Genomic DNA, 23273 nt, shown 5'->3' with positions numbered 1-23273 from the left:
ATAGCGCCCCTGGGCCTCGGGGGCGCGCACGAACAGGCCATAGTCACCTTCCGGCAGCCGGAAGGACGGCGTCTGCGCGATATCGACCCGCAGGAAGGGCGCGTCGTCGAAGACCCAGATGCCGCCTCCCGCGTCAAAGCCAGCGCCCACGCTGGCGTCCAGTGCACCGTCAAGCCCCCCGCCAGCGGTGCTGGGCGTTGCGCCGATATCCGCCAGCGACGCATCGCGGCTGGCACCACTGCGGTCCACTCGCGATGGCGCGTTCAGCCCCTGGGCACTGGCCTGGTCGGCATCACGGCCCAGGGTCATGGATAGCGTGGAAACCGGCCCCTGGGTCGCCGCATCGCCAAGACGCCCCTGCAACTGGGCCAGGGTATGTTCCTGGATATCGCCGTTGTGGAGCTGCTCGGTGGCGGTGATGGAGACACGGCCACCGGCGGAAATCACGGCGGGAGCACCACCGGGGAGAATGGTGCGGGTTTCGGCCTGACTTAATAGATCTGGCGCGCCTGCAGGTAGTGGTAACAGCTCTTGGCTGTCCGAGAATCCTGAGGAGGCATTCCAGCCAGCAAGGCTGTCAGTCAGGTCAGTTTCTCTGAACCGATAGCTATAACGCCCGCCTCCGATGGTGCCGCCCCGGAAACAGTCCAAGAAGGAGCCGGTTTCGAGACAGGAAGCCGCTTCAGCGTCACCATACTGACTTGTTCGCGTCACCAACGCGTTGCCGCGTCCCGAATTGATCAACGATGCTGCATCAATGCGAATATCGCCATTCGCAGCGATGACGCTATCGAGATTTTCAAGGGTGTCTGCGGTGATCCGCAGATCCCCACCCGCTTGAATACCGGCGGCTGGGCTGTCCTCAACAATGGTGGTCCGCAAAGTCTCAGTGAGTTCGTACTCCCTGAAGAGCTCTGTGGTACTCACCAAGGTCACCACTTCTTCGTATCCGCCGTCACCGGCGCCTTGGCCATTGTGTTCAGTACGATAGACCTTTCGTACATACCCCGTGCCCGCGACAGCACGGTCAAGCAACACGTCTTCCGTCTCGATCCGGTCCTTGGTGTTAAGAATGTCCCCCGCGCGCAGGGTCATATCCCCCTCGGCCTCGATGGTCCCGGAGCGGTTTTCCAGCCGGTCCGCCTTGGCCAACGAGCTGTTGCGTGCCAGGGTCAGGTCGCCCCGGCTATAGATGTCCCCATAGCGGTTGAACAGCTGCTGCGTATGCAGCGTCATGTCGCCACCGGCGAACAGCAGGGTATCGGGGGCATTGGTGATGCTTGCGCTATCCAGGCGCAGGTCGCCCAGGCTGCCCAGGGTGCCCTGGTTATCGAGCGAGGCCGCGCTCAGGGTCATGTCGCCCTGGCTGGTCAGGCGTCCCAGGTTGGTCACATCACCGCTCAAGCGGAAGGAAGCGTCGCCGGCACTGGCGATGCGCCCGCCGTCTTGGGTCAGGCCGGTGGCGGTCACCGCCAGGCGGCCCTGGCTCGACAGCTGCCCGGTATTGTTCAGCGCGCCGTCCAGCGTCAGGGTCAGGCGGTCGTTGGCCGCCACCAGACCGGCATTGATCAGCCCCGCCGCCCGCAGGCTCAAGGCCATGGCGCTGGACAGCCGCTCGTTGCTACCAACGCTCAGCGCGGCCTCACTGGCGAGGACCAGCGGGCCATTGGCCTGCCACTGCCCTACCCCCTCGACACGGCCAAGCTCGGCGCTGACGCCACCGGTTCCCTGAAGGCGGCCGTTGAGGTTGGCCAACTGCTCGGCCACCAGCTGCACCACCCCGTCACCATCATGGCGTAGCGTTCCATCGCGGTTATCGATATCCGCAGCGTTCACACGGGCGTCGCGGCTCCCCAGCTCGATCACGCCGCCACGGTTGTCCAGGCGCTGACGCGCGCTAAGGGTCGTCGTCTGACCAGACAGGCTTCTTAGCGTGCCGCCGCCATTGGCCAGGCCATCGACGTCAACGCTCAGCGCGGCGCTGGACTCGACCAGGCCTTGCTGGTTGTCGAGCATACCGGTGGTCAGGCTGAGGCCACGACCGGCCAGCTGGCCGCCCAGGTTGGTCAGGGCCGCGCTGTCCACCCCCAGCACGCCATTGGCCAGCATCCGTCCGTCGCCGTTATCCAGCGCTCCGCTGAGCTGCACCTCCAGGTCACGCTCAACCGCGGTCAGCGTGCCCTGACGGTTATCGAGGCTCGTCCCGGTCAGGCGGACGCCGTCACCCTGCAGCCGTCCTGCGCGATTGTCGACGGTGGCGATGTCCAGCGTGAGATCGCCGCCCTGGGCGGCCAGCAGGCCGGCCTGGTTGTCGAGCCGGTCTGCCTTAATAGCAGCATTGCCCTGCACCGCTGCCAGCTGACCGCCGTGGTTATCGAGGCTCGCGGCCTCCAGGGTGAGCCGGTCGGCGCTGATCGACCCGGCCTGATTGTGGATCGCCCCCTCGGCCGCGACGATGGCGAGCGTGCCATCGGCCACGTCGATCACACCGTCGGCGTTATCGAGCCGAGCGTCCTGACTGGTGAGGGTGATCACCGCGCCGTCGCTCTCGGCCAGAATGGCGCCGCCCTGGTTGCCAAGGCTCGTTGCCCTCAGCCCGATCCGGTCCGCCAGCAGCCTGCCTTGGGTGTTGTCGACGCGGGTGGCCGCGACATTCAGCCGAGCGGCCTCCAGCGTGCCGGAGGCGTTGGCCAGATTCTCCTGAACGGTCAGGTCCAGCGTCTCAGCGGCGCTGATCAGCCCTTGCTGCGTGTTATCGACGGTGGTGGCCGCCACGCGGATCCCATCGGCAACGAGCTGGCCCTGTCGATTGTCCAGCCGCCCGATATCGACGAGGGACAACTGCTGGGCCACCAGCACGCCCTGGCGGTTATCCACCTGCGTGGCGTCGCTCAGCTGCAGCTGTCCGTCGGTGACCTGCAGCCGTCCTCCCTGGTTGTCGAGCGCGCCGTTCAGCGCCAGACCCAGCGCCTGCGTGGCGCTGATCAGCCCCCCGGCGTTATAAAGTGCCGCCAAGGTCAGCACCAGCGACTGCCCCAACACCCGCCCCTGGGTGTTGGACAGCGACCCGGCCGTCAGGCGCAGGTCATCGGCCAGCAGCAGGCCGCCGTCGCGGTTGTCGATGCCCTGATCCGGATCCAGGCCAAGGTCCAGCTCAAGCTGGCCGGCACTCAGGGTGCCACCACGATTGTCCAGACGCCGTGCCGCGACCTGCAGCTCACCCTGGTCGGCGTCGAGGACCCCGCCCTGGTTATCGAGGGCGTCATCGATGGCCAGCGTCAGATAGGAGGCGGTCAGGCGACCGTCCTGACGATTGTCCAGGCTCCCTGCATCCAGGCGCAGCTCGTCGCCGACCAGCTGCCCCTGACGATTGTCGACGGCGCCTTGCGAGGCCACGCTGAGCCGCCTGGCGACCAGGGTACCCTGCTGATTGTCGAGGCTGCCCAGTCGCGCCTCGAGGCCTCCCTCGACCACCTGAATCTGGCCCTGACGGTTGGCCAGCGCCTGGGTCACCGTCATCGCCAGAGCATCGTCGGCACTGATCATGCCCCGGGCGTTGTCCAGGGTCTGACTGTGGATCCGCACATCGCCTGCCAGCAGTGCGCCATCGCGGTTATCGAACTGCCCTGTGGTGAGCACGACCCGCTCGGCGCCCAAGGTGCCGCCGTCGCGGTTGTCCAGGTGACCGCTCAGGGTGGCCGTCAGGTCGCCGTCGGCCACCACCTGGCCCCCTTGGTTATCGAGATGCCGGGCGACGATGGCGAGTTGCCCGGCACTGATGCGACCGTCCGCGTTATTGAGGCTTTCGCTCAGACTCACGTTCAGGGCGCCGGCGGCAACGGCCTTGCCGCCCTGGTTGTCGAGTTCCGCCGCGGTCAACGTCAGCGAGCCCTGACGGGCCTGCAACGTGCCCCCGGTATTGATGATCTCCCCGTCGCTGGCCAGCGCCAGCGCACCGGTCTCGGCGCTGATCAGACCACTGCGGTTATCGACCCAGGCCGCGCTCAAGGCGATGTCCTTGGCCGCCAGCTGACCCTCGGCATTGTTCCATTGACCGATGTCACCGCTGAGCGAGCCGTCCAGGACAACGCGCCCGCCCTGGTTGTCGAAGCGCTCCAGGTCGAGGCGCAGGTCCTGCCCCGGGGCGAACACCAGCGAGCCGCCCAGGTTGGCCAGGCGTCGCGTCTCGAGCTCAAGGGCGCTACCGGCGGACAGGGTCGCCTGGTCGCCACGGTTGATCAGGTCCGGGGCCGACAGCGCCAGCCGCTCGGCGTACAGCGTGCCCTGATTATCGATGCGTGTGGCGCTCAGGCTGGCGTGATCGGCCTGAACACGCCCCTGCTGGTCGATGACATCCGCCGTCAGCACGACACGCTGTCCCTCCACCAGCCCCTGGTTAGTGAGCTGGGTGGCGTTCAGGGACACCCTGTCCGCCAGGATCTCTCCGCCATTGTCCAAACTCTGGCGCGACGTCAGCGCCAGCTCGCTTGCCAGCATCTGGCCGCGGTTGTGGGTCATGCCGGAGGTCGCGGCCAGACGGTCACTGGCGTCGAGTCGGCCACGGTTGTCCAGGGTGGCGGCGGTGATCGCGAGCTCAGCCCCCGCGCGTCGCTGTCCGCCGCGGACGCCGGCCACTACATCACCAGTGGTGGTCAGGCGCTGCGCTGACAGCGCGATATCCCCGCCGCTGGTCAGCCGGCCAGAGATGTCCAGGGCATTGTCGGCCTGAATGTCGGCCCCTTGGTCGGCATGCACGTCACCCCCGAAGCCAGCGTCACTGGACTGGGTGATCAGGCGCGCAGGGGTCGAGGCGTCGGCAAGCCTCAGCTGTCCATCGGCGGTGATGCGAATGTCGCCGGCACTGGCGGCCATGTCACCTGCCAGGCGCACGCCGACCCCGGCGTCGGTGCCGACCAGGCGGATGCGCTCGGCGTACATGCCGCCGAGCGCCGAGGAATCGATGGCCAGGGCCGGACGGGACCCTGTGCCACTGCGAGGCGTGGCGTTCAGGCTCGCGGCGTCGACATCGTTGGCGCCTGCGACGATCGTCAGGTCCTGGGCGTGCAGCTCGGCGTTGAGCGCCGCGGCCCGGGTAAGGATCTCGAACTGATCCACCTCACGGGCGTCCAGCCCCAGCCCCTCGATGGCGACCTGCCCCTGGTCCACCGCGTAGTGGTCCAGCCGGCCGTCCTCGATCACCGGCGCACCGGTGGTCAGGGTGACCCGGGGGCTGTTGATGAAACCGCAGCCATCGCAGGAGATGCCGTAGGGGTTGGCCACCACCACCTTGGCGGCCTGGCCGGCCACTTCGGTGTAGCCCGCCAGTCGGCTCGGATTGCCGCCGTTGACCTCATTGAGGATGACCTGGGCCGCCTGACCGCGCAGATTGGCGTTGCCGACCACGATGCCGCCAAGCTGGGTCGACTGGGTCTTGCCGGTAGCGTTGTTGAGGATGAGCCCGCGGGCGTCCACGCTGTAATCGCGAAAGCGGTTGTGGGAGAGGCCCTTGTCGTTGGGGGTGGCGATGTTGACCACCGGCACGCCGTTGCCCGCCTGATCGAGCCGGGTGTTGCCCCCCGGTGCCACCACGATGCCGTCTGCCAGCACCACCACGGGATGCCAGAACAGGGCGTTGATCATGACGATGGCCAAATGGCGAAACAGCGGACGGCGTGGGTTCATCAAACGTCCCTCCTGGAGGGCATGGCTCGTATCTGGCGCGGCCACTAGAAGCGCGCCTGAACGGTGAAATAGACGGGACTTTCGCGATGATCGATGGCATCGGGACGGTCAATGGACTTGGCCAGGGTGACACTGGCACTGAGGTAGTCGCCGCTGACGCCAAGCCCCAGGGCCATGCCACTGAGACGACCGTGCTGGTCGCCGCTATCGTCATCGTGGCGGATGACGCCCACATCGTAGGCAAGGCTTGCCTCGAGCCGATCCACCAGGGGGACCTCCGTGGGTAACGGGCGGGCCCAGCTGATCTCATTGCGCCAGTACCCCCCGCTGTCACCGCTCAGGGTCTGGTCCTTGTAACCACGCACCGAGTACTGGCCGCCCAGGCTAAGCCGCTGGGGGCTGTAAAGGGCATCGTCGCTCCATTGGCCGCTGGCCAGGCTGGTCACGGTCAGGGACTGGCCCAGCACCTCGAACGGTCGGGCATAGCTCAGCGTGAGGGTGGTGCGCTCGCCCTGGGCCTTGGGCGACCCCGCGGGCTGGTCGTCATCGTCCTGGGCGCCCAGGATGTCGAGGCCCTTGTGCCAGCCCAAGTCCGCGTTGATCAGCCCACGCCCCAGGCGGCGGCCATGGTTCAGCCCCAGGCTTAGCTCGCTAAGGCGCTGACTGCTGACCTCGATGCGCGTTTCGTCCAGGTCATTGCGCGTGCTCAGCCTGCTGACGCCGACGCTGGCAGAGGTGGTACTGACGCGGTCCCGGTGCATCAGACGCTCGGCCGACAGGCTGTGGCGCTCGCTGGCACCGTCCAGGTCGAAGCGAAACCCATCGGCGCGGGCGATGCTGCGATAGTCGCTGCGGCTGTACTGATAGCGAAAGTTCCAGCGCCCCCAGGGCAGCCGATAGGCCACGTACTGGTTGCTGGAGCCAATGCCGGAGGCGCCGGTGACATCGTGACCGAACTGCAGACTGAGCTGATCGGCCAGCCCCAGAGGGCTGTCCCACTCGCCGCCCAGGGTCCACTGCTGCTCGCCGGTCTCGCGGCTGCCGTCATTGCTGCGACCCAGCGCGACGCGCACGGGGCGCCCTTGCCCGGCATCCGGGTCGATGCGCACGCGGCTGCCGCCCAGGGCGTCACCTGGCAGCAATTCCATCTGGGCGCGGCGTGATGGCAGGCGGTTCAACTGGTCGATCAGCTGTTCAAGATCACGCAGATTGAGGATGTCCCCCGGCCGCGTGGGTGACGCCATCAAGACTTCTCGGGGGGAAGGTCGCACTCCGCCGCTGTCCAACGCTTCCAGGCGACCTTCGGCAACGACCACCCGCAGCCGCCCCTGAGTCAGGTCCTGTTCTGGCAGATAGGCGCGGGTGGTGACGTAGCCACGTTCGAGGTACCACTGGGTCACCTCACCCAGCAGCCCATTGAGCTCAGCTGCTGACAGGCAGCGTCCCAGATAGGGCTGCAACAGCCGCCCTCGCTGCCTCTCGCTGAGCAGGCTCGCGCCTTCCAGTTCAATCTCATGAATATCCAGGCAGCCCCCGTCATCAGGGCGCACCTCTGGAGCCGCCACGGCCTCACCGGGCAAGCGTTCCAGCTGATCCAGGCGTTCACGCTGCTGCTCAAGCAGGCGCTGCTGATCGTCACGAATGAAGTTTTCGTTGAAGGTGGCATTGGGTGGAACCACTGCAGGCAGCGACCCCGGTGGCTGTGCCTGGGCGAGTACCGAGGTCGGACAGCACGCCACCATCGCCAACAGTGTTGCGCCAATCAGGCGTAAACACCTCGGGTCAACAAAAAACGCCACGCCCGGCCGAGACGCGTCGACGCAATGCACCATCATCTATGAGATTCCCCTGCAAGAGACACTGACTCGTGTTCGCTGGCCTGGCCTGCTCCACGTTTTATTGACGACGTTGAGTCGTCATATTTTTATGCTGATTCACGCACTCAAAGTGACTACCTTTAACTTCTATTTCGAATCCCCAGCTCGACTTCTATCTTTTATTTCCATCTTGATTTTTTATCTCTAACTTACGCTTCTAACTTCCACCCCTGGCGTCTATTCCAGGCTTCCATGCTTAGAGTCGTTATCTTTTTCCCTTCATTTTCTTCTACCCACCTCGCCCACCATCCTGCTTGGCGGGTCATCCGGGAGCGTGGCAACAGCACGGCTACCGCGACACCTCGTTCGGCGTTATGGCGGACAACAATCGTGACTCGGCTCAATATTGCCAGCCACATAATGTCTCTAACATTGACCCCCAGCCACTGCTGAGGTGGTTGACAGTAGCGTGATGCTACCTCAAGGAGTGAAAGTGAAAAAATGCACCAGAAATGAATGTCGTAGCGAAAAAGCACAACGATAGAAGGATTGACATAAAAAGGCCGAGGGCAGGAAAGCAGTTACTGAAAAGAGGTAATGCCGCCTCATCTAGCATTGTCCACTATTTCCTACAAACAAAACCGATATCTCTTAAAGAGGTGCGGCATGAATAACAAAAAATAGCCGACCTACTCCGCATCTCTCTGGGAAAGAGAATAAGCAAGAGCACGGATGGCAAGGGAAAGCAGGAGGCAGAAGGAAAGGGAAAGCAGGAAGCAGGAAGCAGGAAGCAGGAAGCAGGAAGCAGAAACGATCGCCGCCGTCAGCACAGGTATTCGCTAGACAGCCAGGTGCATCGACAGCACTCGGCCGGAAAGCGAGGTTCCGCGCTCTAAGCCTCTGCCACCAATGCACCCCCATAGGCGCTGACAAACTCAGGAGGCAGGCGACGTGGACGACCGCTGGACAGCGCAATGCATGCGTAGCGAGTGCGTGCCCGCAACAGGGTCGCCCCATCATCGGGTCGGAAGAGTTGGAATCGACGTGTCAGGGTAAGTCGGGCGTCACAGGCCACGATCCAGGTCGCCATGACCAGTTGCTGGCCCTCAAACCCTGGCGCCAGATAATCGAGTTCGTGGCGGTGCACCGCCATGGCACGATCCAACGCCCGGTAGTGATCCAAGGTCAGACCTAGCTGAGCCGAGTGTGCCCAGCTGGCCTGTTCGACCCAGCGCAGGTACTGGGCGTTATTGACGTGGCCGTAGTGGTCGATGGCATCCGCTGTCACAAGGATGTCGATGACGAAGGGATTAGGCAGGTCCCAGTTGGGCTGGCTGCAGGCAGACACTATTTCTGATCCTCGCGTTCGGTACCACAGTACCAGCAGGTATCGAAGGCGACCTCCAGCTCCTCACCACACACCCGGCAGCGCCACTCGCCCCCAGGCGAGGATGCGCGCAACGCCTGATGAATGACCGCCTCGGCGCGCTGGCGATTGTGCTCGGCCACCCACACCTGGGGTTCACACTCGAGCGGTGGCAACTCGCCGGCACCACCCCCCAGGGTCATGTTGCGAAGCTCCGTGGGTATGCCTGCTCCATTGAGCAGGTTACGTACATGCCCCACCATCAGGGCATTGCTGTCGGAGAAGACCATCGTCCAGGGCACGTCGTTCATGGCGGATATCCTTATCGTTGCAAGGGCCGCAGCCTTACTGGCCACGATGCGCCCAACCCCGCCACAAGGACAAGCCCTGATCGATACTCGAACGACACTTGATCCCCCCGCCTTAACGAGGGTCGATCATGTCGCCCGCCCTCCTTGGAGCAGACGTCGTGGAAGGGGGTATCGCGCCGCCCTCAATCACGAAACACGCGAACGCCCAGCGCCTTCAGATAGGCGGTCTCGGGAATGGCGGGATGCACCGGATGGTCCGGGCTCTGATGTCCCTGGAACAGGATCTGCCCATGGCGATCCTGATGGCGCACTGCGCCGCGCACGACGTCGGTCAAACGCTCCGGCGCCAGATGCATGGAGCAGGAGGCTGACAGCAGCAGACCATCGCGCCCCAGCAGACGCATGGCATCGCGATTCAAGCGGGCATAGGCACGCTCACCGTTGGCAATATCCTTGCGGCGCTTGATGAAGGCGGGAGGGTCGAGCACGATCACGTCGAACTTCTCGCCATCTGCCTTGAGCGCGGCCAGGGCCTCGAAGGCGTCACCATGACCGACGGCGACGCGTTCGTGCTGACCGTTGAGGGCAGCGTTCTCCGCGACGCGGTCCAGTGCGGACTCGCTGGCATCGATACACAAGACCTCGCTGGCGCCATGGGCCGCCGCCTGGACACCCCAACCACCGACGTAACTGAACAGGTCCAGCACTCGCTTGCCGGCGACCTGCTGGTTCAACCAGGCACGGTTGACGCGATGGTCATAGAACCAACCGGTCTTCTGCCCGTCCATGACGGGGGCGATAAACTGCACGCCATTTTCTTCCAGCAGCACCTGGTCGGGAAGCGCGCCCTTGACCACTTCAATGGTTTCGCCAAGACCTTCCTGACGACGGCCACTGGTGTCATTGCGCAACACCACACACCCTGGCGATACCACCTTGTCGAGGGCATCCAGCAGCTCATCCTTCACCGCTTCCATGCCTGCTGTGTTCAGCTGTACCACCAGCACGTCGGCATAGCGATCGATCACCAGACCGGGCAGCAGGTCGGCTTCACCATGCACCAGACGGTAAAAAGGCTTGTCGAACAGGCGATCACGCAGGGCCAGCGCCTGGTTGAGGCGATGCACCAGCAGCGAGCGATCCAGGCGCTGGCTCGGATCACGCGACACGATACGTGCACAGATCAGCGAGTTCGGGTTGATATAGGCCAGCCCCATGGGCTTGCCATTGGCGGCTTCGACGATGACCTGTTCGCCAACCTCAAATGCCTTGAGCGGTGTCTCGGTGGTATCGACCTCGTTGGAATACAGCCATAGATGGCCAGACTTGAGGCGACGATCGGCATTCTTTTTCAAGCGCAGCGGTCGAGTCACGGTGATCACTCTCTTCAAGATATCTAAGGTGTGGAGGTGCCAGTGCTATCAGCGCTGACAGCGAGGACAAAAGACACTGGCCCTCTGCCCCAGGGTCACATGCTTGAGTTCGCCGCCGCAGCGGCGACATGGCGCTCCAGCGCGTCCATAGACATTGAGGCGCTGAGCGAAATAGCCGGGCTCGCCAGTGCCGCTGACAAAGTCACGCAGCGTCGTGCCCCCTTGGGTGATGGCTGCGGCAAGTACATCCTTGGCAGCCGCGGCGAGCCTGTCATAGCGCTCGCGGCCGATGCGCCCGGCTGCTCGCCGAGGGTCGATTCCCGCCAGAAACAACGCTTCGCTGGCATAGATATTGCCCACGCCAACGACCACAGCATTGTCCATCAAAAACGGCTTCACCGCGGCTTGCCGCCCACGAGAAAGGGCGTAAAGACGAGCACCATCAAACGCTGGCGATAGCGGCTCAGGGCCGAGACGCGACAATCGCGTATCCTGAGACTCGTCCTCGCGTAGCCAATCGACAAAGCCAAAACGGCGAGGATCGTGGTAGCGCAGAATCGCGCCGCCTTCGAGCACCAGGTCGACGTGGTCATGCTTCTTCGGCAGATCGCCAAGACGAGCGATCCGCAGGCTGCCCGACATGCCCAGGTGCCAGAGCAAGGTACCCCGTTCCCGGGGCGCTTCCACCTCGTCCACCGTAGCGCTCTCCGAGGGAGACAGGACAGGCAACAGCAAGTACTTGGCGCGACGACGAATCTGACCAATCCGCGCCCCTACCAGGCGCTCGGCAAGGGTCTCGGGCACGGGCACTCTCAGGCGCGACTGACGCACCAGCACCTCGCGCACTTCTCGCCCTTCCACATGGGGAGCGATACCGCGCCGGGTCGTCTCGACTTCAGGCAACTCGGGCATGTTGCACCTGCGGCAGTGAGGCTGATATCGCGACGTCAGGCGAAACATTCTCGCCAGGCGCCGCGTCAGCACCTTGATACGCAAGAACCCGACCTCGGGGCCGGGTTCTCGTCGACAGGCGGCTCGCCTGCGGTGGAAGCGAGATCAAGCCTTACTTGATCTTGGCTTCCTTGTACATCACGTGCTTGCGAACCACCGGATCAAACTTCTTCATTTCCATCTTGTCCGGAGTGTTACGCTTGTTCTTGTCGGTGGTGTAGAAGTGGCCGGTACCGGCGCTGGACACCAGACGAATCTTGTCACGCATGAGAATTCTCCCAGATTGCTGCCTGGCACGTTCGCCACACCAGGCCAGTCTTTCAAGTCGGCCGGAACCTGTGCACGAGCTACGCTCTACAGGCTCCGAGTGACGACATCCTTAGATGGCGTCGCCGCGCTTACGAATATCGCTGAGCACCTCGTCGATGCCCTTCTTGTCGATGATGCGCATGCCCTTGGAAGAGACGCGCAGAGTCACGAAACGCTTTTCGGACTCGACCCAGAAGCGATGGCTGTGAAGATTCGGCAAGAAACGACGACGTGTCTTGCGCTGGGAGTGTGAAACGTTGTTACCAGTCACCGGGCGCTTGCCGGTAACCTGACATACTTTGGACATGAGAGCCTCCAACCGCGTGGCGAGTTGTTCAAAACCTGTCGGGCAAACCGGGAAGGGCGAGAACCTTAACTGAATAAGTGGCGTGCCTGTCAGCCTGTGTCGCAAACCCGCCGCGCGGTGTCGACGCAGATCCGCAGTCATCAAGCCTCAGCAACCTCAAGCCCTGTCATGAGCCCCGTGCTTTCAACCCAAGGGAATTCAAAGGGTGCACTTTATACCAGAACCCTGCCGCCTGGGCAAGAGTTACGCCAAGCTTCGCCATCCCGTTCGCGCCGTTGCCTGTCTCGTGTGTTGCATCGAAGCGGCAAGGGTGCGTTCACGGCGGTGGCGTGGCGTTGTCGATGGTAGAGGATCCCGGTGTCGTCATGCGTCGTAGACGCCGCCGATAACCACCCGGTTCCTGCGCGCGGCGTATTATACCCACCCTCGCTCGGCAAATGACACCACTTCTGCGTCTCCCACCACAAAATGATCCAGCACACGGATATCGAACAGCCCCAGCGCCTCCCTCAGTCGTTCGGTGATTCGTCGATCTGCGCCGCTGGGCTCGGCAACGCCGGACGGATGGTTATGACACAGGATCAGCGCTCCGGCTCCCAGGGCGAGCGCCCTCTTGGCGACTTCTCGCGGATACACCGAGGCGCTGTCCAACGTGCCATGGAACAACACCTCGAATCGAATCACTCGGTGCTGGCTATCGAGAAACAGCGCGGCGAAGACTTCGTGGTCAAGGTGGCGCAGCTGGGCGGCAAGGAAGGCCCTCACTCGACTGGGGGAATCCAACGGCTGACCCCGTTCAAGGTGGCTCGCAAGATGCCGGCGCGACATCTCCTGGGCAGCCTGCAGCTGGACGAACGTCGCCACCCCCAGGCCGCGCTGGGCGCAGACCTCTTGCTGGCGAGCTTCAAGCAGCGCGCGCAGGCCACCAAACGCCACCAGTACATCCCGAGCCAGGTCCACGGCGGAGCGCCCTGCCACACCGACGCGCAGCAGTATCGCCAGCAGCTCGGCATCTGACAGCGCACCGGGCCCCATGGTTAAAAGCTTTTCCCTGGGCCTTTCTCCTTCAGGCCAATCCCGTATCGACATCCCTGTCTCCTTTATGAACAGCGCTCTTGCCGCGCTTTCTGGTCAGCCTGTGTTATCCGCCCCTCTGGCCGCCCGCCGTTGTCAGCTTCTCTTGTCAGCTTCTCTTGTCAGCCTTTCTTGTCAGCCTTTCTAGTCAGCTCTTGTTGTCTGCCCTTCTTGTCTGCCTGTCTGACCGCCCTCCCGCTGCCTTGTCCCGCTTTGGGTGGCGGCCTTTCCCTGGGTAGCGATGCGCGCCAGTGTCGGCGAGCGCCGACATACCTGATGAGTCTAGTGGCATCAGCGATGACCTGGGACGGGGGTGCGCGGCTACGCATGATCCGACACCGGTGGTAAGGTAGGACTCTTACCCCGGTCGTGGATCGTTTTGCATGCTTCAACCATCTTCCTCTACGCGCTATGGCCCTCCGGCGCTGCGCGCAGGACAGCGTGTGCTGCTTGGTATCAGCGCTGGCATTGCTGCCTATAAAAGTGCTGTGTTGGCTCGCTTGCTGGTGCAGGCGGGTTGCGAGGTCCAGGTTGTCATGACGGAAGGGGCACAGGCCTTCATCACGCCGCTGACGCTGCAGGCGCTGACCGGACGTGCGGTGAGGACATCACTGCTGGATCCGGATGCGGAACTGGGCATGGGGCACATCGAGCTGGCACGCTGGGCCGACCTGATCCTGATCGCCCCCGCAACTGCCGACCTCATGGCACGCCTGGCCCAGGGCATGGCCAACGACCTGCTGACGACCGCCTGTCTGGCTAGCGATGCGCCACGAGTAGTGGCACCGGCCATGAACCAGGCCATGTGGCGCCATCCGGCTACGGCGCGCAATGCCGCCCAGCTGCGCGACGATGGATGGCAGTTGCTGGGCCCCGATCAAGGCGATCAAGCCTGCGGTGATGTAGGCCCTGGACGCATGATGGAGCCCGAGCAGATCGTCACGGCCTTGTTCGGGGATGCCACCACAGAGGCGACTGTCGCGGCACAGAGTGAAGCGAGCACACCGCCTTCCCCAGTGGCGCCCCATATCGTGATCACCGCAGGGCCGACGCGCGAGCCCCTTGATCCGGTGCGCTACCTGAGCAATCACAGCTCGGGCAAGATGGGATTTGCGCTGGCGCAGGCAGCTCGCGACAGCGGCGCCCGGGTCACGCTGATCGCTGGGCCTGTCAGCCTGCCTACCCCGGCCGGAGTGACTCGCATGGATGTGGATACCGCTGAGCAGATGCTCGCCGCGGCCGAAGGCCTAGTCGCCGATTGCGACATCTTCATTGGCTGTGCAGCGGTAGCCGATTACCGCGCCGCAGCACCCGCCGAACACAAGATCAAGAAGCAGGAAGGCGAGGACGGTCTGACGCTGACGCTGGTCAAGAACCCGGACATCATTGCCACCTTGGCGAGTCGCCACCCACGCCCCCTGATTGTCGGCTTCGCCGCCGAGACCCGTGACCTCGAGCGCTACGCCGAGGACAAGCTCAGACGCAAGAAGCTCGACATGATCGTGGCCAATGACGTTTCCCGCGCAGGACTCGGCTTTGGCTCCGATCGCAATGCGGCATTATTGATGTGGCGCGACGGCGACCAGGTCAACACACGCCACGAAGCCGAACAGGACAAGACGCGCCTGGCCGAGGCTGTCATCGCCCAGGCCAGCGCCTGTCTTGCCGCTCGCCAGCACCACGACTGACACTTCGCGCCGGTCGTGCGGTGCCGTGGCACTGTATCACTGCGGCCGACCATGCGGTCGCTGCACTACGCTCAACACTGGGGCCGGAAGCGCTCTCACGACTCAAGGATTTTGCATGTCCAGCACAACCACTCGCCCCACCATGGCGGTCAGGATACTCGACGAGCGCATCAAGGACCGCATGCCGCGCTATGCCACTGAAGGCTCCGCCGGCATGGACCTGCATGCGCTGCTCGATGCGCCGTTGACGCTGGCTCCAGGAGACTGCGAGCTGGTGCGTACCGGCCTCGCCATCCACATTGCCGACCCGGCACTGGCCGGGTTGATCCTGCCGCGCTCTGGCCTCGGCCACAAGCACGGGATCGTGCTCGGCAATCTGGTCGGCCTGATCGACTCTGACTACCAGGGCGAACTGATGGTGTCCGTGTGGAACCGCTCGGACCGCTCCTTCACCCTGGAACCCTTTGAACGCCTCGCCCAGTACGTGCTGGTGCCGGTGGTTCAAGCCAACCTGGAAGTGGTCGACGACTTCTCCGCCAGCCTGCGCGGTGATGGCGGCTTCGGCAGTTCTGGCCGTCACTGATCGCGACTCACCTGACCCAGCGCTACGTCAAAAGGAAAGGACCTGCCCATGACACACGTACCTTCCACGATCTTTCGTGCCTATGACATTCGCGGCATCGTCGACGACACCCTGACCGAGGCGGGGGTCGAAGCCATTGGCCAGGCCATCGGCAGCGAGGCCCAGGACCGCGGGGAAACCCGGGTGGTCGTCGCCCGTGACGGCCGGCTGTCCGGCCCCCGACTGATCCAGGCCCTGACCCGCGGCCTCACCGCCAGCGGCTGCGATGTCATCGACATCGGCATGGTGCCGACCCCGGTGCTGTATTTCGCGACCCATACTCTCGACGGCACCAGCTCCGGGGTCATGTTGACCGGCAGCCACAACCCGCCGGATTACAACGGTCTGAAGATGGTCCTTGGCGGCGAGACGCTGTCCGGCGACGCGATCACCGCGCTCTACACGCGTCTTGAGAACGGTGATCTGCGTTCAGGTCAGGGCCAGGTCTCCGAGCAGGACGTTCGCGAGGCCTATCTCGCACGCATCCTTGGTGACGTTTCGGTATCCGGCAAGATCAAGGCGGTGGTCGACTGTGGCAACGGTGTCGCAGGTGAGCTTGGCCCACAGCTGGTCAAGGCACTGGGCGCTGACACCATCCCCCTGTTTGATGAGATCGATGGCACCTTCCCGAACCATCACCCGGATCCGGGCAAGCCAGAAAACCTCAAGGACCTGATCAAGGCAGTGGCCGAGCACGGCGCCGATATCGGCCTGGCCTTCGACGGCGATGGCGATCGCCTGGGTGTGATCACCCCCAAGGGGCGACTGATCTACCCCGACCACCTGCTGATGGCCTTTGCCGAAGACATGCTGAGCCGCAATCCGGACGCCCGCGTCATCTTCGACGTCAAGTGCACTGGCAAGCTGATCGAGGTGATCGAGCAAGCCGGCGGCACGCCTGAGATGTGGCGGACCGGTCATTCCCTGATCAAGGCTCGCATGAAGGAAACCGGCGCCCTGCTGGCCGGCGAGATGAGCGGCCACATCTTCTTCAAGGAGCGCTGGTACGGCTTTGACGACGGTCTCTACGGCGCAGCCCGCCTGCTCGAAATCCTGTCCCGCTTCGACGGTGACGCCGACACTTTCTTTGATCGCTATCCGCAGAACATCAGCACGCCGGAGATCAATATCGAAGTGACCGACGAGACCAAGTTCGATCTGGTCGATCGTCTGGCTCGGGAGGGGGATTTCGGTGACGACGGCGTCAAGACTACCCTCGATGGCATCCGTGTGGACTACGCTGACGGCTGGGGCCTGTGCCGCGCGTCGAACACCACGCCGATGCTGGTGCTGCGTTTCGAGGGCAATGATGGTGATGCCCTGGCACGCATTCGCGAGCGTTTTGCCAAGGCTCTGGCGGCGGTAGACGCCTCGCTCACCCTTCCGAACTGAACCCGCAGGAGACACTACGCCAATGAGCGAACAGGCTCACGATCCGCGCCTGGTGGTGGAGGTCCTCTCTGAGGCCCTCCCCTACATCCAGAAGTTTTCCGGCAAGACCGTAGTGGTCAAGTATGGCGGCAATGCCATGACCGAAGATGCCCTTATCGACTCCTTCGCACGGGACATGGTGTTGATGAAGGAAGTAGGGATCAACCCCGTCGTGGTCCACGGCGGAGGCCCTCAGATCGGCGAATTGCTGGCGAAGCTCAACATCGAGTCACGCTTTGTCGGTGGCATGCGGGTGACCGACGCCGAGACCATGGACGTGGTGGAAATGGTGCTGGGCGGCCTGGTCAACAAGGACATCGTCAATCAGATCAACCAGTGCGGCGGCAAGGCCATCGGCCTCACCGGCAAGGACGGAGCGCAGATTCGGGCTCGCCAGCTCAAGGTGGAACACCAGAGCCCGGAAATGACCGCTCCAGAAATCATCGATATCGGCCACGTGGGTGAAGTGGAGCATGTCTCCACGGACCTGATCGAAATGCTGGCCGCGCGGGACTTCATTCCCGTCATCGCCCCTATCGGCGTCGATGGCGAAGGCCATAGCTACAATATCAACGCCGACCTGGTGGCGGGAAAGGTGGCCGAAGCGCTGGGTGCTGAAAAGCTGATGCTGCTGACCAATGTGGCAGGCCTGATGAACCGTGACGGCGAGGTGATGACAGGGCTGTCTACCGCGCAGGTCGACGAATTGATCGCCGATGGCACCATTCATGGTGGTATGCTGCCCAAGATCCGCTGCGCGCTGGATGCGGTCAAGGGCGGCGTGGTCAGCGCCCATATCGTCGATGGCCGCGTGCCCCACGCCACCCTGCTGGAAATTTTCACCAATGCCGGCGTCGGCACCCTGATCACCAACCACGCACCTGACTGATACCGCCCAGCGGCGCCAACAAGACTGACACGCAAGGAAGATGCGGTTCGCCAGCCAGATCGTCGAATCGCAAGGGAACTCGCCCGCCGGATAGCCTGGCGGGCCATCAACGATAAAGAACTCGACACCATGACGCAGGAAAACACCCCAAGCCGGCGGGACCAGATTCTGCAGGCCCTGGCCCTGATGCTGGAGGAAGACAGCGGCAAGCGCATCACCATTGCTGCCCTGGCCCGACAGGTGGGCGTCTCGGAAGCCGCGCTCTATCGCCACTTTCCGAGCAAGGCCAGGATGTATGAAGGTCTGATCAGCTTTATCGAGGAAACCTTGTTTGAACGCATCACGCGTATCCTCGACGAGCAGCAGGAGGCGCTGCCACGCTGCCATCAGATCATGACCCTGGTGCTGGCCTTTGCCGAGAAGAACCCCGGACTGTCGCGCCTGCTCGGCGGCGATGTACTGACCGGTGAAACCGCCAGGCTACGCCTGCGCATTCACCAGCTGTTCGAGCGCCTGGAAACCCAGTTCAAGCAGGTACTCCGCGAGGCGGAACTTCGTGAGGGACGTCGTCTGGCCATGCCGGCGAGCGCCAGCGCGAATCTACTGACAGCACAGATCGAGGGGCGTATCGCCCAGTACGTGCGCAGCGACTATCGCCACCGTCCCACCGAGTACTGGGAAGATCAGTGGCCTGCGCTGTCGTCTCAGTTGCTCAGAGACAGCGCGGTGCCCGCCTGATTCTGAGGGCTGCCGCGAACGGACCGGTCTTTACGCAAAGCGCCCGAACCTAACGGTTCGGGCGCTTCTTTTCGTGGGCTGGCACTGCTGCTGAACATAGCTTGCGTTTAGGCTTGCGTTCAGGCCAGTGCCGAAGGGACCTCCCCTACCGCCGCTTAGGCAGCCAGGGCATCGCCAAGACGCTCACGAATCTTCTTCATGGCGTTTTTCTCAAGCTGACGAATCCGCTCAGCCGATACCCCATAGACGTCCGCCAGCTCGTGCAGCGTCGCCTTGTTCTCGGCTAGCCAGCGCTGGGTCAGGATATCCCGGGAACGCTCATCCAGGTCCGCCAGCGCCCCTTGCAGGCGACGGGTGGCGTCTTCTTCCCAGTCGCTGTCCTCAAGCTGAGTCGCCGGATCCTGGCTGGCATCATCCAGATAATGCACGGGGGCCTGGTACGCGCTTTCCTCGTCATCGGACGGAGCAGCATCGAAGCCGGCATCGTGGGAGGCCAGCCGGCCTTCCATTTCCCGCACCACCTCTGGCTTGACGTCCAGATCCTTGGCAATCGCATCGACTTCGTCGCTGTTCAGCCAGGCCAGACGCTTCTTGGCACCACGCAGGTTGAAGAACAACTTGCGCTGGGCCTTGGTGGTGGCGATCTTGACGATGCGCCAGTTGCGCAGCACGAACTCGTGGATTTCCGCCTTGATCCAGTGCACGGCGAAGGACACCAGCCTGACGCCCTGGGTCGGATCGAAACGCTTGACCGCCTTCATCAGGCCAACATTACCTTCCTGAATCAGGTCAGCCTGGGGAAGCCCATAGCCGGAGTAACTGCGTGCGATGTGCACGACAAAACGAAGATGGGACATGACCAGACGGCGGGCGGCTTCCAGATCACCTTCCTGTTGGAGGCGATGGGCCAGATCCTGCTCTTCTTCCACCGTCAGCAGGGGAATGCGGTTGACGGCTTGAATGTAGCCGTTCAGGTCGTGCCCCGGTGATAGATGACCCACCGGCAGAAGACTGTTGCTCATGTGCAGATTGTCTCCTCGAAGACCAACAAGATTTCGAATGCACCTTGGAGGAACACACGCTCAAAAAGTTCCCCTTTCGTCGTATAGCCCTTCAGGGTGCATCCGACGAAACCACCTGGTGGCGCCTCAGGCTTCGCTGACGACTCACGTGCGCTATGAGATGACCGTGCGCAACGTGATGACCTAGCGGGGCTTGATGCCCGCCAGATGACGACTGACGGCGATCCAGGCACCTAACCAGCCCAATAGTGTACTACAACTCAGCAATATTGTAGAACCAGCCGCCCCCAGCGCGGGCAGCTGGTAGTGTGCCCCATAGCTCGCAGCCAGCGACGCTACCGGGGCTGACAGCCAGTCACTGCCAAGGGTGAGCAATGCCCAGGCCAGCAGGCCACCGCCGAGCCCATACCAGGCACCGCTGTAAAGGAACGGGCGGCGCACGAAGGCATGGGTGGCACCAATCAGCGTCACCACTTCGATTTCCTTGCGGCGATTCTCCACCGCCAGCCGGATCGTGTTGCCGACCACCAGCAACACCCCCAGTCCGAACAGTACGCCTAACGCCAGCGTGACACGCCGTCCCACCTCGGCCAACTGCCGCAAGCGTTCGATCCAGGCCAGATCAAGGCGTACCTCCGCAATGCCCGGCATGGCCGTCAGCCGTTCGGACAACGCCGTCATTGCCTCGGGTGACGGCGACTGCGGCGATATCACCACCGAAGCGGGCAGTGGATTGGTCTCGAGTCGGGCCAGCGCGTCGTCAAGACCAAGCGCCTGCTGGAACTCCGCCATGCCCTCAGCCGCGGTAATCAAGCGCGTACTGGCGATATTCGACTGTGCCTCTATGGCCTCGAGAATACGCTGGGCCTGGGCCTCATCCACGCTCTTGTCCAGATAAGCGGTCAAGGTGGCGCTGGCATCGAGCTCTGCATCGACCAGCTTGGCACTGTCCAGGGACAGCCACAGCGCACTAGGGAGCACCAAGGCAATGGCGATGGCCAGCATGGTCAGCAGGCTGCCCACCGGCTGGCGAATCAGCCGGCGCAGGCTGTCGAGGCACATGGCCCGGTGATGACGCAGCCATGACCGCCACTGTCCTTGCGGCCTGGCGGACTGCTGACGGGCACCACCCTGGGCCGGCGTACCCGCGGTTCGACCGGCTGGTCGGTCCGACCTGGCGGCACCCCGACTGCGGGCTCCAGTGCTGCGCGGCGTGGCCGCTCTTCTACGGGGGGGATCCAGACTCACGCAGCCTCCTCATCACCCACCAGCCGTCCCTCGCTCAGGCGCAGGGTCCGGTGACGCAGGCGCGCAATCAGTGCCAGGTCGTGGCTGGCAATCATCACGGTGGTGCCGATGCGATGGAAATCTTCGAACAAGCCCATGATGTCAGCGGATAACTGGGGGTCCAGATTACCGGTGGGTTCGTCGGCCAGCAGCAGGGCCGGCTTGTTGACGACGGCACGGGCGATTCCAACACGCTGCTGCTCACCACCGGACAATTCGATCGGCAAGGCCTTCTCACGGTGCAACAGGCCGACCTTGTCGAGGGCGGCACGCACACGTCGAGCCGTATCTCGCGGCGGTAGTCCGCGGATTTCCAGCGGCAGCGCCACATTGTGATAGATGGAGCGATCAAACAGCAGCTGGTGATCCTGAAACACCACACCAATCTGACGCCGGTAGAAGGGCAGCTGGCTCGAGTGCAGCTTGTCGATGTCGTGTCCGGCCACCAGCACGCGCCCTCGACTCGGGCGCTCCAGGCGCATGATCAAACGCAGCAACGAGCTCTTGCCGGCCCCGGAATGCCCGGTGAGAAACACCATTTCTCCGCGGGAAACACGGAAGTCGATATTGGAGAGCGCCTCGAAGCGCCCTCCATAGCGCTTGCCGACGTGCTCGAAGGCGATCATTCGTCGCCGTCACTCGAGCGACGATCAAACAAGGCATCGACAAAATCCTCTGCCTTGAACGGTCGCAGGTCATCGAGGCTCTCGCCGACACCGATAAAACGAATCGGCGTCTTGAGTTGCTTCGCCAGGGCAAAGATGACGCCGCCCTTGGCGGTGCCATCGAGCTTGGTCAGAGTAATCCCGCTGACCGGCACGGCCTCGTTGAAGGTCGCCGCCTGGGACAGAGCGTTCTGGCCAGTGCCTGCATCCAGTACCAGCATGACCTCATGGGGCGCATTGGCATCCAGCTTGCCCATCACGCGGTGAACCTTTTTCAGCTCTTCCATCAGGTGGGACTTGTTGTGCAGACGCCCCGCCGTATCAGCGATCAGCACGTCAACTCCGCGAGCCCGCGCAGCGGCCACCGCGTCGTAGATGACCGAGGCACTGTCGGCACCAGTGTGCTGAGCCACCACGGGAACGCTGTTGCGCTCGCCCCAGACCTTGAGCTGCTCGACCGCGGCGGCACGGAAGGTATCTCCCGCCGCCAGCATCACGCTCTTGCCCTCGCGCTGGAAGCGCTGGGTCAACTTGCCGATGGTGGTGGTCTTGCCCACCCCGTTGACGCCCACCACGAGAATCACAAAGGGTCCGCCATCTTCCGTGGTCAGGGTCAGCGGATCGCTGACCGCCCCCAGCATACTGGCCAGCTCCTGCTGCAGGGCACGATACAGCGCCTCGGGATCCTTCAGCTCCTTGCGCGACACTCGCTCGGTCAGTGCCTCGATAATCTCACTGGTCGCCTCGATCCCTACATCCGCCATCAGCAGCTGGGTTTCGATATCCTCGATGAGGTCGTCATCGATCTGCTTGGCCCCCATGAACAGGTCGGCCAGCCCATCGCTAAGATTAGCCCGGGTCTTGCCCAGCCCCGCCCGCATGCGGGCAAACCACCCCTTTTTCTCTGCACCTTTATCGGCAGCCGCGGCCCTCGGCTTTTCCTGCAGCGCAGGCCCGCTGGAGCGGCTGGGCTCGATGACCTCGGCGTGCTCGAGACGCTGAGAGGAGGGCTCTGGCTCTGGCGATGCCTCGACCGTCGGCGCATTCTCGTGCCCCGCTTCGGTCTCGACGGGTCGCTGGGGAGCGGCATCAGCGGCAGGCGTCCTTGTTTCGGAGGCCTCCGACGCTGCCTGAAGATCTCGCTCGGTCTTTTGCCCAGCCGCTGTCTCAACCCCTGTCTCAACCCCTGACTCAGCACCCGGCTCGCGCTCTGGTTGGGCCGCAGGTGTGGCTGCGGCCTCGGGCTCGGCCTGCGAGGTGCTGGCCTCACGCAAGGCGTCAGGCTCGATGGGCTCCGGCACCAGCGCCTCGGCAGGCTCGCCAGCTGCTTGCTGCTGAGACTCGCTGTGCTGTTGCGCCGATGTGACATCCGAGTCTGCCCCGTGCTCAGCGGCCGGAGTCAACCTTTCCTCATCAGCCCGAGGTGCCGCATCGGGGGACGACTCAGCGTGATCCGGCGTCTCAGCAGGACCCTCGCTCGACCGCGTCTCTTCCTCGCGGGATGCCAGGTCCTGTGACTGCTGATCCTCAACGGGTGTTTCACCCGACTGCTTCTTCTTGCGCTTGAAAATACCGAACATGGATGACCTGCCGCCTCAGCCGGTGAACGAACCGCCACATCCTACCACCCTGCCCGTCTTCTGTGGACTCGCAAGGCAGGCTGTCGAACTCACTGGCGGACCTGTCAGCGGCTTTTGCGCCGTTCAGGGTCCAACCCAACCACCACCCGACGAACAAAGAT

General features: G+C 63.4%; 18 protein-coding genes. 5 read left to right on the top strand and 13 right to left on the bottom strand.

All coding sequences use genetic code 11. The features are described from left to right. The 9 genes from KUV86_RS13710 to radC form a co-directional block, all read right to left on the bottom strand. Nucleotides 1-5682: filamentous hemagglutinin N-terminal domain-containing protein (locus KUV86_RS13710; RefSeq protein WP_222485188.1), on the bottom strand; the 5682-nt coding region annotated here is incomplete at its 3' end. 44 nt (nucleotides 5683-5726) lie between these two features. Continuing rightward, nucleotides 5727-7517: a ShlB/FhaC/HecB family hemolysin secretion/activation protein gene (locus tag KUV86_RS13705; RefSeq protein ID WP_222485187.1), complete on the bottom strand. Its 1791-nt coding sequence runs from the start codon at nucleotides 7515-7517 to the stop codon at nucleotides 5727-5729. An 874-nt stretch (nucleotides 7518-8391) separates the two neighbouring features. Further along, entirely contained in the window at nucleotides 8392-8847 is a 456-nt protein-coding gene (locus KUV86_RS13700; protein WP_222485185.1) for an acyl-CoA thioesterase, read from the bottom strand. Next, complete coding sequence (locus KUV86_RS13695; protein ID WP_206940363.1) at nucleotides 8847-9176, bottom strand: DUF2007 domain-containing protein; 330 nt, start codon at nucleotides 9174-9176, stop codon at nucleotides 8847-8849. Before KUV86_RS13695 ends, KUV86_RS13700 begins: the two co-directional genes overlap by 1 nt. A gap of 182 nt (nucleotides 9177-9358) precedes the next feature. Further along, nucleotides 9359-10549, bottom strand: coding sequence for a class I SAM-dependent rRNA methyltransferase (locus tag KUV86_RS13690; RefSeq protein ID WP_222485183.1), 1191 nt, complete (start codon nucleotides 10547-10549; stop codon nucleotides 9359-9361). Nucleotides 10550-10597: 48 nt separating this feature from the next. Beyond that, nucleotides 10598-11461 (bottom strand): bifunctional DNA-formamidopyrimidine glycosylase/DNA-(apurinic or apyrimidinic site) lyase, encoded by an 864-nt coding sequence (gene mutM / locus KUV86_RS13685; protein WP_222164033.1) that lies wholly within the window; start codon nucleotides 11459-11461, stop codon nucleotides 10598-10600. Nucleotides 11462-11612: 151 nt separating this feature from the next. Next, nucleotides 11613-11768, bottom strand: a complete 156-nt coding sequence (gene rpmG / locus KUV86_RS13680; RefSeq protein ID WP_016856547.1) for a 50S ribosomal protein L33 — start codon at nucleotides 11766-11768, stop codon at nucleotides 11613-11615. A gap of 111 nt (nucleotides 11769-11879) precedes the next feature. Continuing rightward, nucleotides 11880-12116, bottom strand: coding sequence for a 50S ribosomal protein L28 (gene rpmB / locus KUV86_RS13675; protein WP_206940369.1), 237 nt, complete (start codon nucleotides 12114-12116; stop codon nucleotides 11880-11882). A gap of 414 nt (nucleotides 12117-12530) precedes the next feature. Then, nucleotides 12531-13205 carry a RadC family protein gene (gene radC, locus KUV86_RS13670; protein ID WP_206940371.1) on the bottom strand — a complete coding sequence of 225 codons (675 nt, stop codon included), beginning with the start codon at nucleotides 13203-13205 and terminating at the stop codon, nucleotides 12531-12533. A gap of 368 nt (nucleotides 13206-13573) precedes the next feature. On the opposite strand from radC, the gene coaBC reads away from it, so the two are divergent. The 5 genes from coaBC (at nucleotide 13574) to slmA (ending at nucleotide 18558) form a co-directional block, all read left to right on the top strand. Continuing rightward, nucleotides 13574-14878 carry a bifunctional phosphopantothenoylcysteine decarboxylase/phosphopantothenate--cysteine ligase CoaBC gene (gene coaBC, locus KUV86_RS13665; protein WP_222485181.1) on the top strand — a complete coding sequence of 435 codons (1305 nt, stop codon included), beginning with the start codon at nucleotides 13574-13576 and terminating at the stop codon, nucleotides 14876-14878. Nucleotides 14879-15020: 142 nt separating this feature from the next. Beyond that, nucleotides 15021-15461, top strand: coding sequence for a dUTP diphosphatase (gene dut, locus KUV86_RS13660; protein ID WP_374107049.1), 441 nt, complete (start codon nucleotides 15021-15023; stop codon nucleotides 15459-15461). Nucleotides 15462-15509: 48 nt separating this feature from the next. Further along, nucleotides 15510-16892, top strand: a complete 1383-nt coding sequence (locus KUV86_RS13655; RefSeq protein WP_206940377.1) for a phosphomannomutase/phosphoglucomutase — start codon at nucleotides 15510-15512, stop codon at nucleotides 16890-16892. Nucleotides 16893-16914: 22 nt separating this feature from the next. Next, nucleotides 16915-17820, top strand: coding sequence for an acetylglutamate kinase (gene argB / locus KUV86_RS13650; RefSeq protein WP_206940380.1), 906 nt, complete (start codon nucleotides 16915-16917; stop codon nucleotides 17818-17820). A gap of 129 nt (nucleotides 17821-17949) precedes the next feature. Beyond that, nucleotides 17950-18558 (top strand): nucleoid occlusion factor SlmA, encoded by a 609-nt coding sequence (slmA, locus tag KUV86_RS13645; RefSeq protein ID WP_206940382.1) that lies wholly within the window; start codon nucleotides 17950-17952, stop codon nucleotides 18556-18558. Nucleotides 18559-18713: 155 nt separating this feature from the next. Here the strand turns inward: slmA and rpoH are convergent, their stop codons facing one another. The 4 genes from rpoH to ftsY all read right to left on the bottom strand — a co-directional run bounded on the left by rpoH (nucleotide 18714) and on the right by ftsY (nucleotide 23112). Beyond that, entirely contained in the window at nucleotides 18714-19580 is an 867-nt protein-coding gene (gene rpoH, locus KUV86_RS13640; RefSeq protein WP_206940385.1) for an RNA polymerase sigma factor RpoH, read from the bottom strand. 183 nt (nucleotides 19581-19763) lie between these two features. After that, nucleotides 19764-20822 carry a permease-like cell division protein FtsX gene (gene ftsX / locus KUV86_RS13635; protein ID WP_261396043.1) on the bottom strand — a complete coding sequence of 353 codons (1059 nt, stop codon included), beginning with the start codon at nucleotides 20820-20822 and terminating at the stop codon, nucleotides 19764-19766. A gap of 2 nt (nucleotides 20823-20824) precedes the next feature. After that, on the bottom strand, nucleotides 20825-21493 hold the full coding sequence (gene ftsE, locus KUV86_RS13630) for a cell division ATP-binding protein FtsE (RefSeq protein WP_206940388.1): 669 nt from the start codon (nucleotides 21491-21493) through the stop codon (nucleotides 20825-20827). Continuing rightward, entirely contained in the window at nucleotides 21490-23112 is a 1623-nt protein-coding gene (gene ftsY / locus KUV86_RS13625) for a signal recognition particle-docking protein FtsY (RefSeq protein ID WP_222485179.1), read from the bottom strand. Before ftsY ends, ftsE begins: the two co-directional genes overlap by 4 nt. Nucleotides 23113-23273 lie beyond the last annotated feature (161 nt).

Origin of the sequence: Halomonas sp. DP8Y7-3, assembly GCF_019801675.1 — a bacterium.
Taxonomy (GTDB): domain Bacteria; phylum Pseudomonadota; class Gammaproteobacteria; order Pseudomonadales; family Halomonadaceae; genus Halomonas; species Halomonas litopenaei_A.
This window is presented reverse-complemented; position numbering and strand designations above follow the sequence as displayed.

Coding starts and splice junctions, on each gene's coding strand:
- KUV86_RS13705 (WP_222485187.1), bottom strand. CDS start 7,517: ATGATGGTGCATTGCGTCGACGCGTCTCGGCCGGGCGTGGCGTTTTTT.
- KUV86_RS13695 (WP_206940363.1), bottom strand. CDS start 9,176: ATGAACGACGTGCCCTGGACGATGGTCTTCTCCGACAGCAATGCCCTG.
- mutM (WP_222164033.1), bottom strand. CDS start 11,461: ATGCCCGAGTTGCCTGAAGTCGAGACGACCCGGCGCGGTATCGCTCCC.
- rpmG (WP_016856547.1), bottom strand. CDS start 11,768: ATGCGTGACAAGATTCGTCTGGTGTCCAGCGCCGGTACCGGCCACTTC.
- rpmB (WP_206940369.1), bottom strand. CDS start 12,116: ATGTCCAAAGTATGTCAGGTTACCGGCAAGCGCCCGGTGACTGGTAAC.
- radC (WP_206940371.1), bottom strand. CDS start 13,205: ATGTCGATACGGGATTGGCCTGAAGGAGAAAGGCCCAGGGAAAAGCTT.
- coaBC (WP_222485181.1), top strand. CDS start 13,574: ATGCTTCAACCATCTTCCTCTACGCGCTATGGCCCTCCGGCGCTGCGC.
- dut (WP_374107049.1), top strand. CDS start 15,021: ATGGCGGTCAGGATACTCGACGAGCGCATCAAGGACCGCATGCCGCGC.
- KUV86_RS13655 (WP_206940377.1), top strand. CDS start 15,510: ATGACACACGTACCTTCCACGATCTTTCGTGCCTATGACATTCGCGGC.
- argB (WP_206940380.1), top strand. CDS start 16,915: ATGAGCGAACAGGCTCACGATCCGCGCCTGGTGGTGGAGGTCCTCTCT.
- slmA (WP_206940382.1), top strand. CDS start 17,950: ATGACGCAGGAAAACACCCCAAGCCGGCGGGACCAGATTCTGCAGGCC.
- rpoH (WP_206940385.1), bottom strand. CDS start 19,580: ATGAGCAACAGTCTTCTGCCGGTGGGTCATCTATCACCGGGGCACGAC.
- ftsE (WP_206940388.1), bottom strand. CDS start 21,493: ATGATCGCCTTCGAGCACGTCGGCAAGCGCTATGGAGGGCGCTTCGAG.
- ftsY (WP_222485179.1), bottom strand. CDS start 23,112: ATGTTCGGTATTTTCAAGCGCAAGAAGAAGCAGTCGGGTGAAACACCC.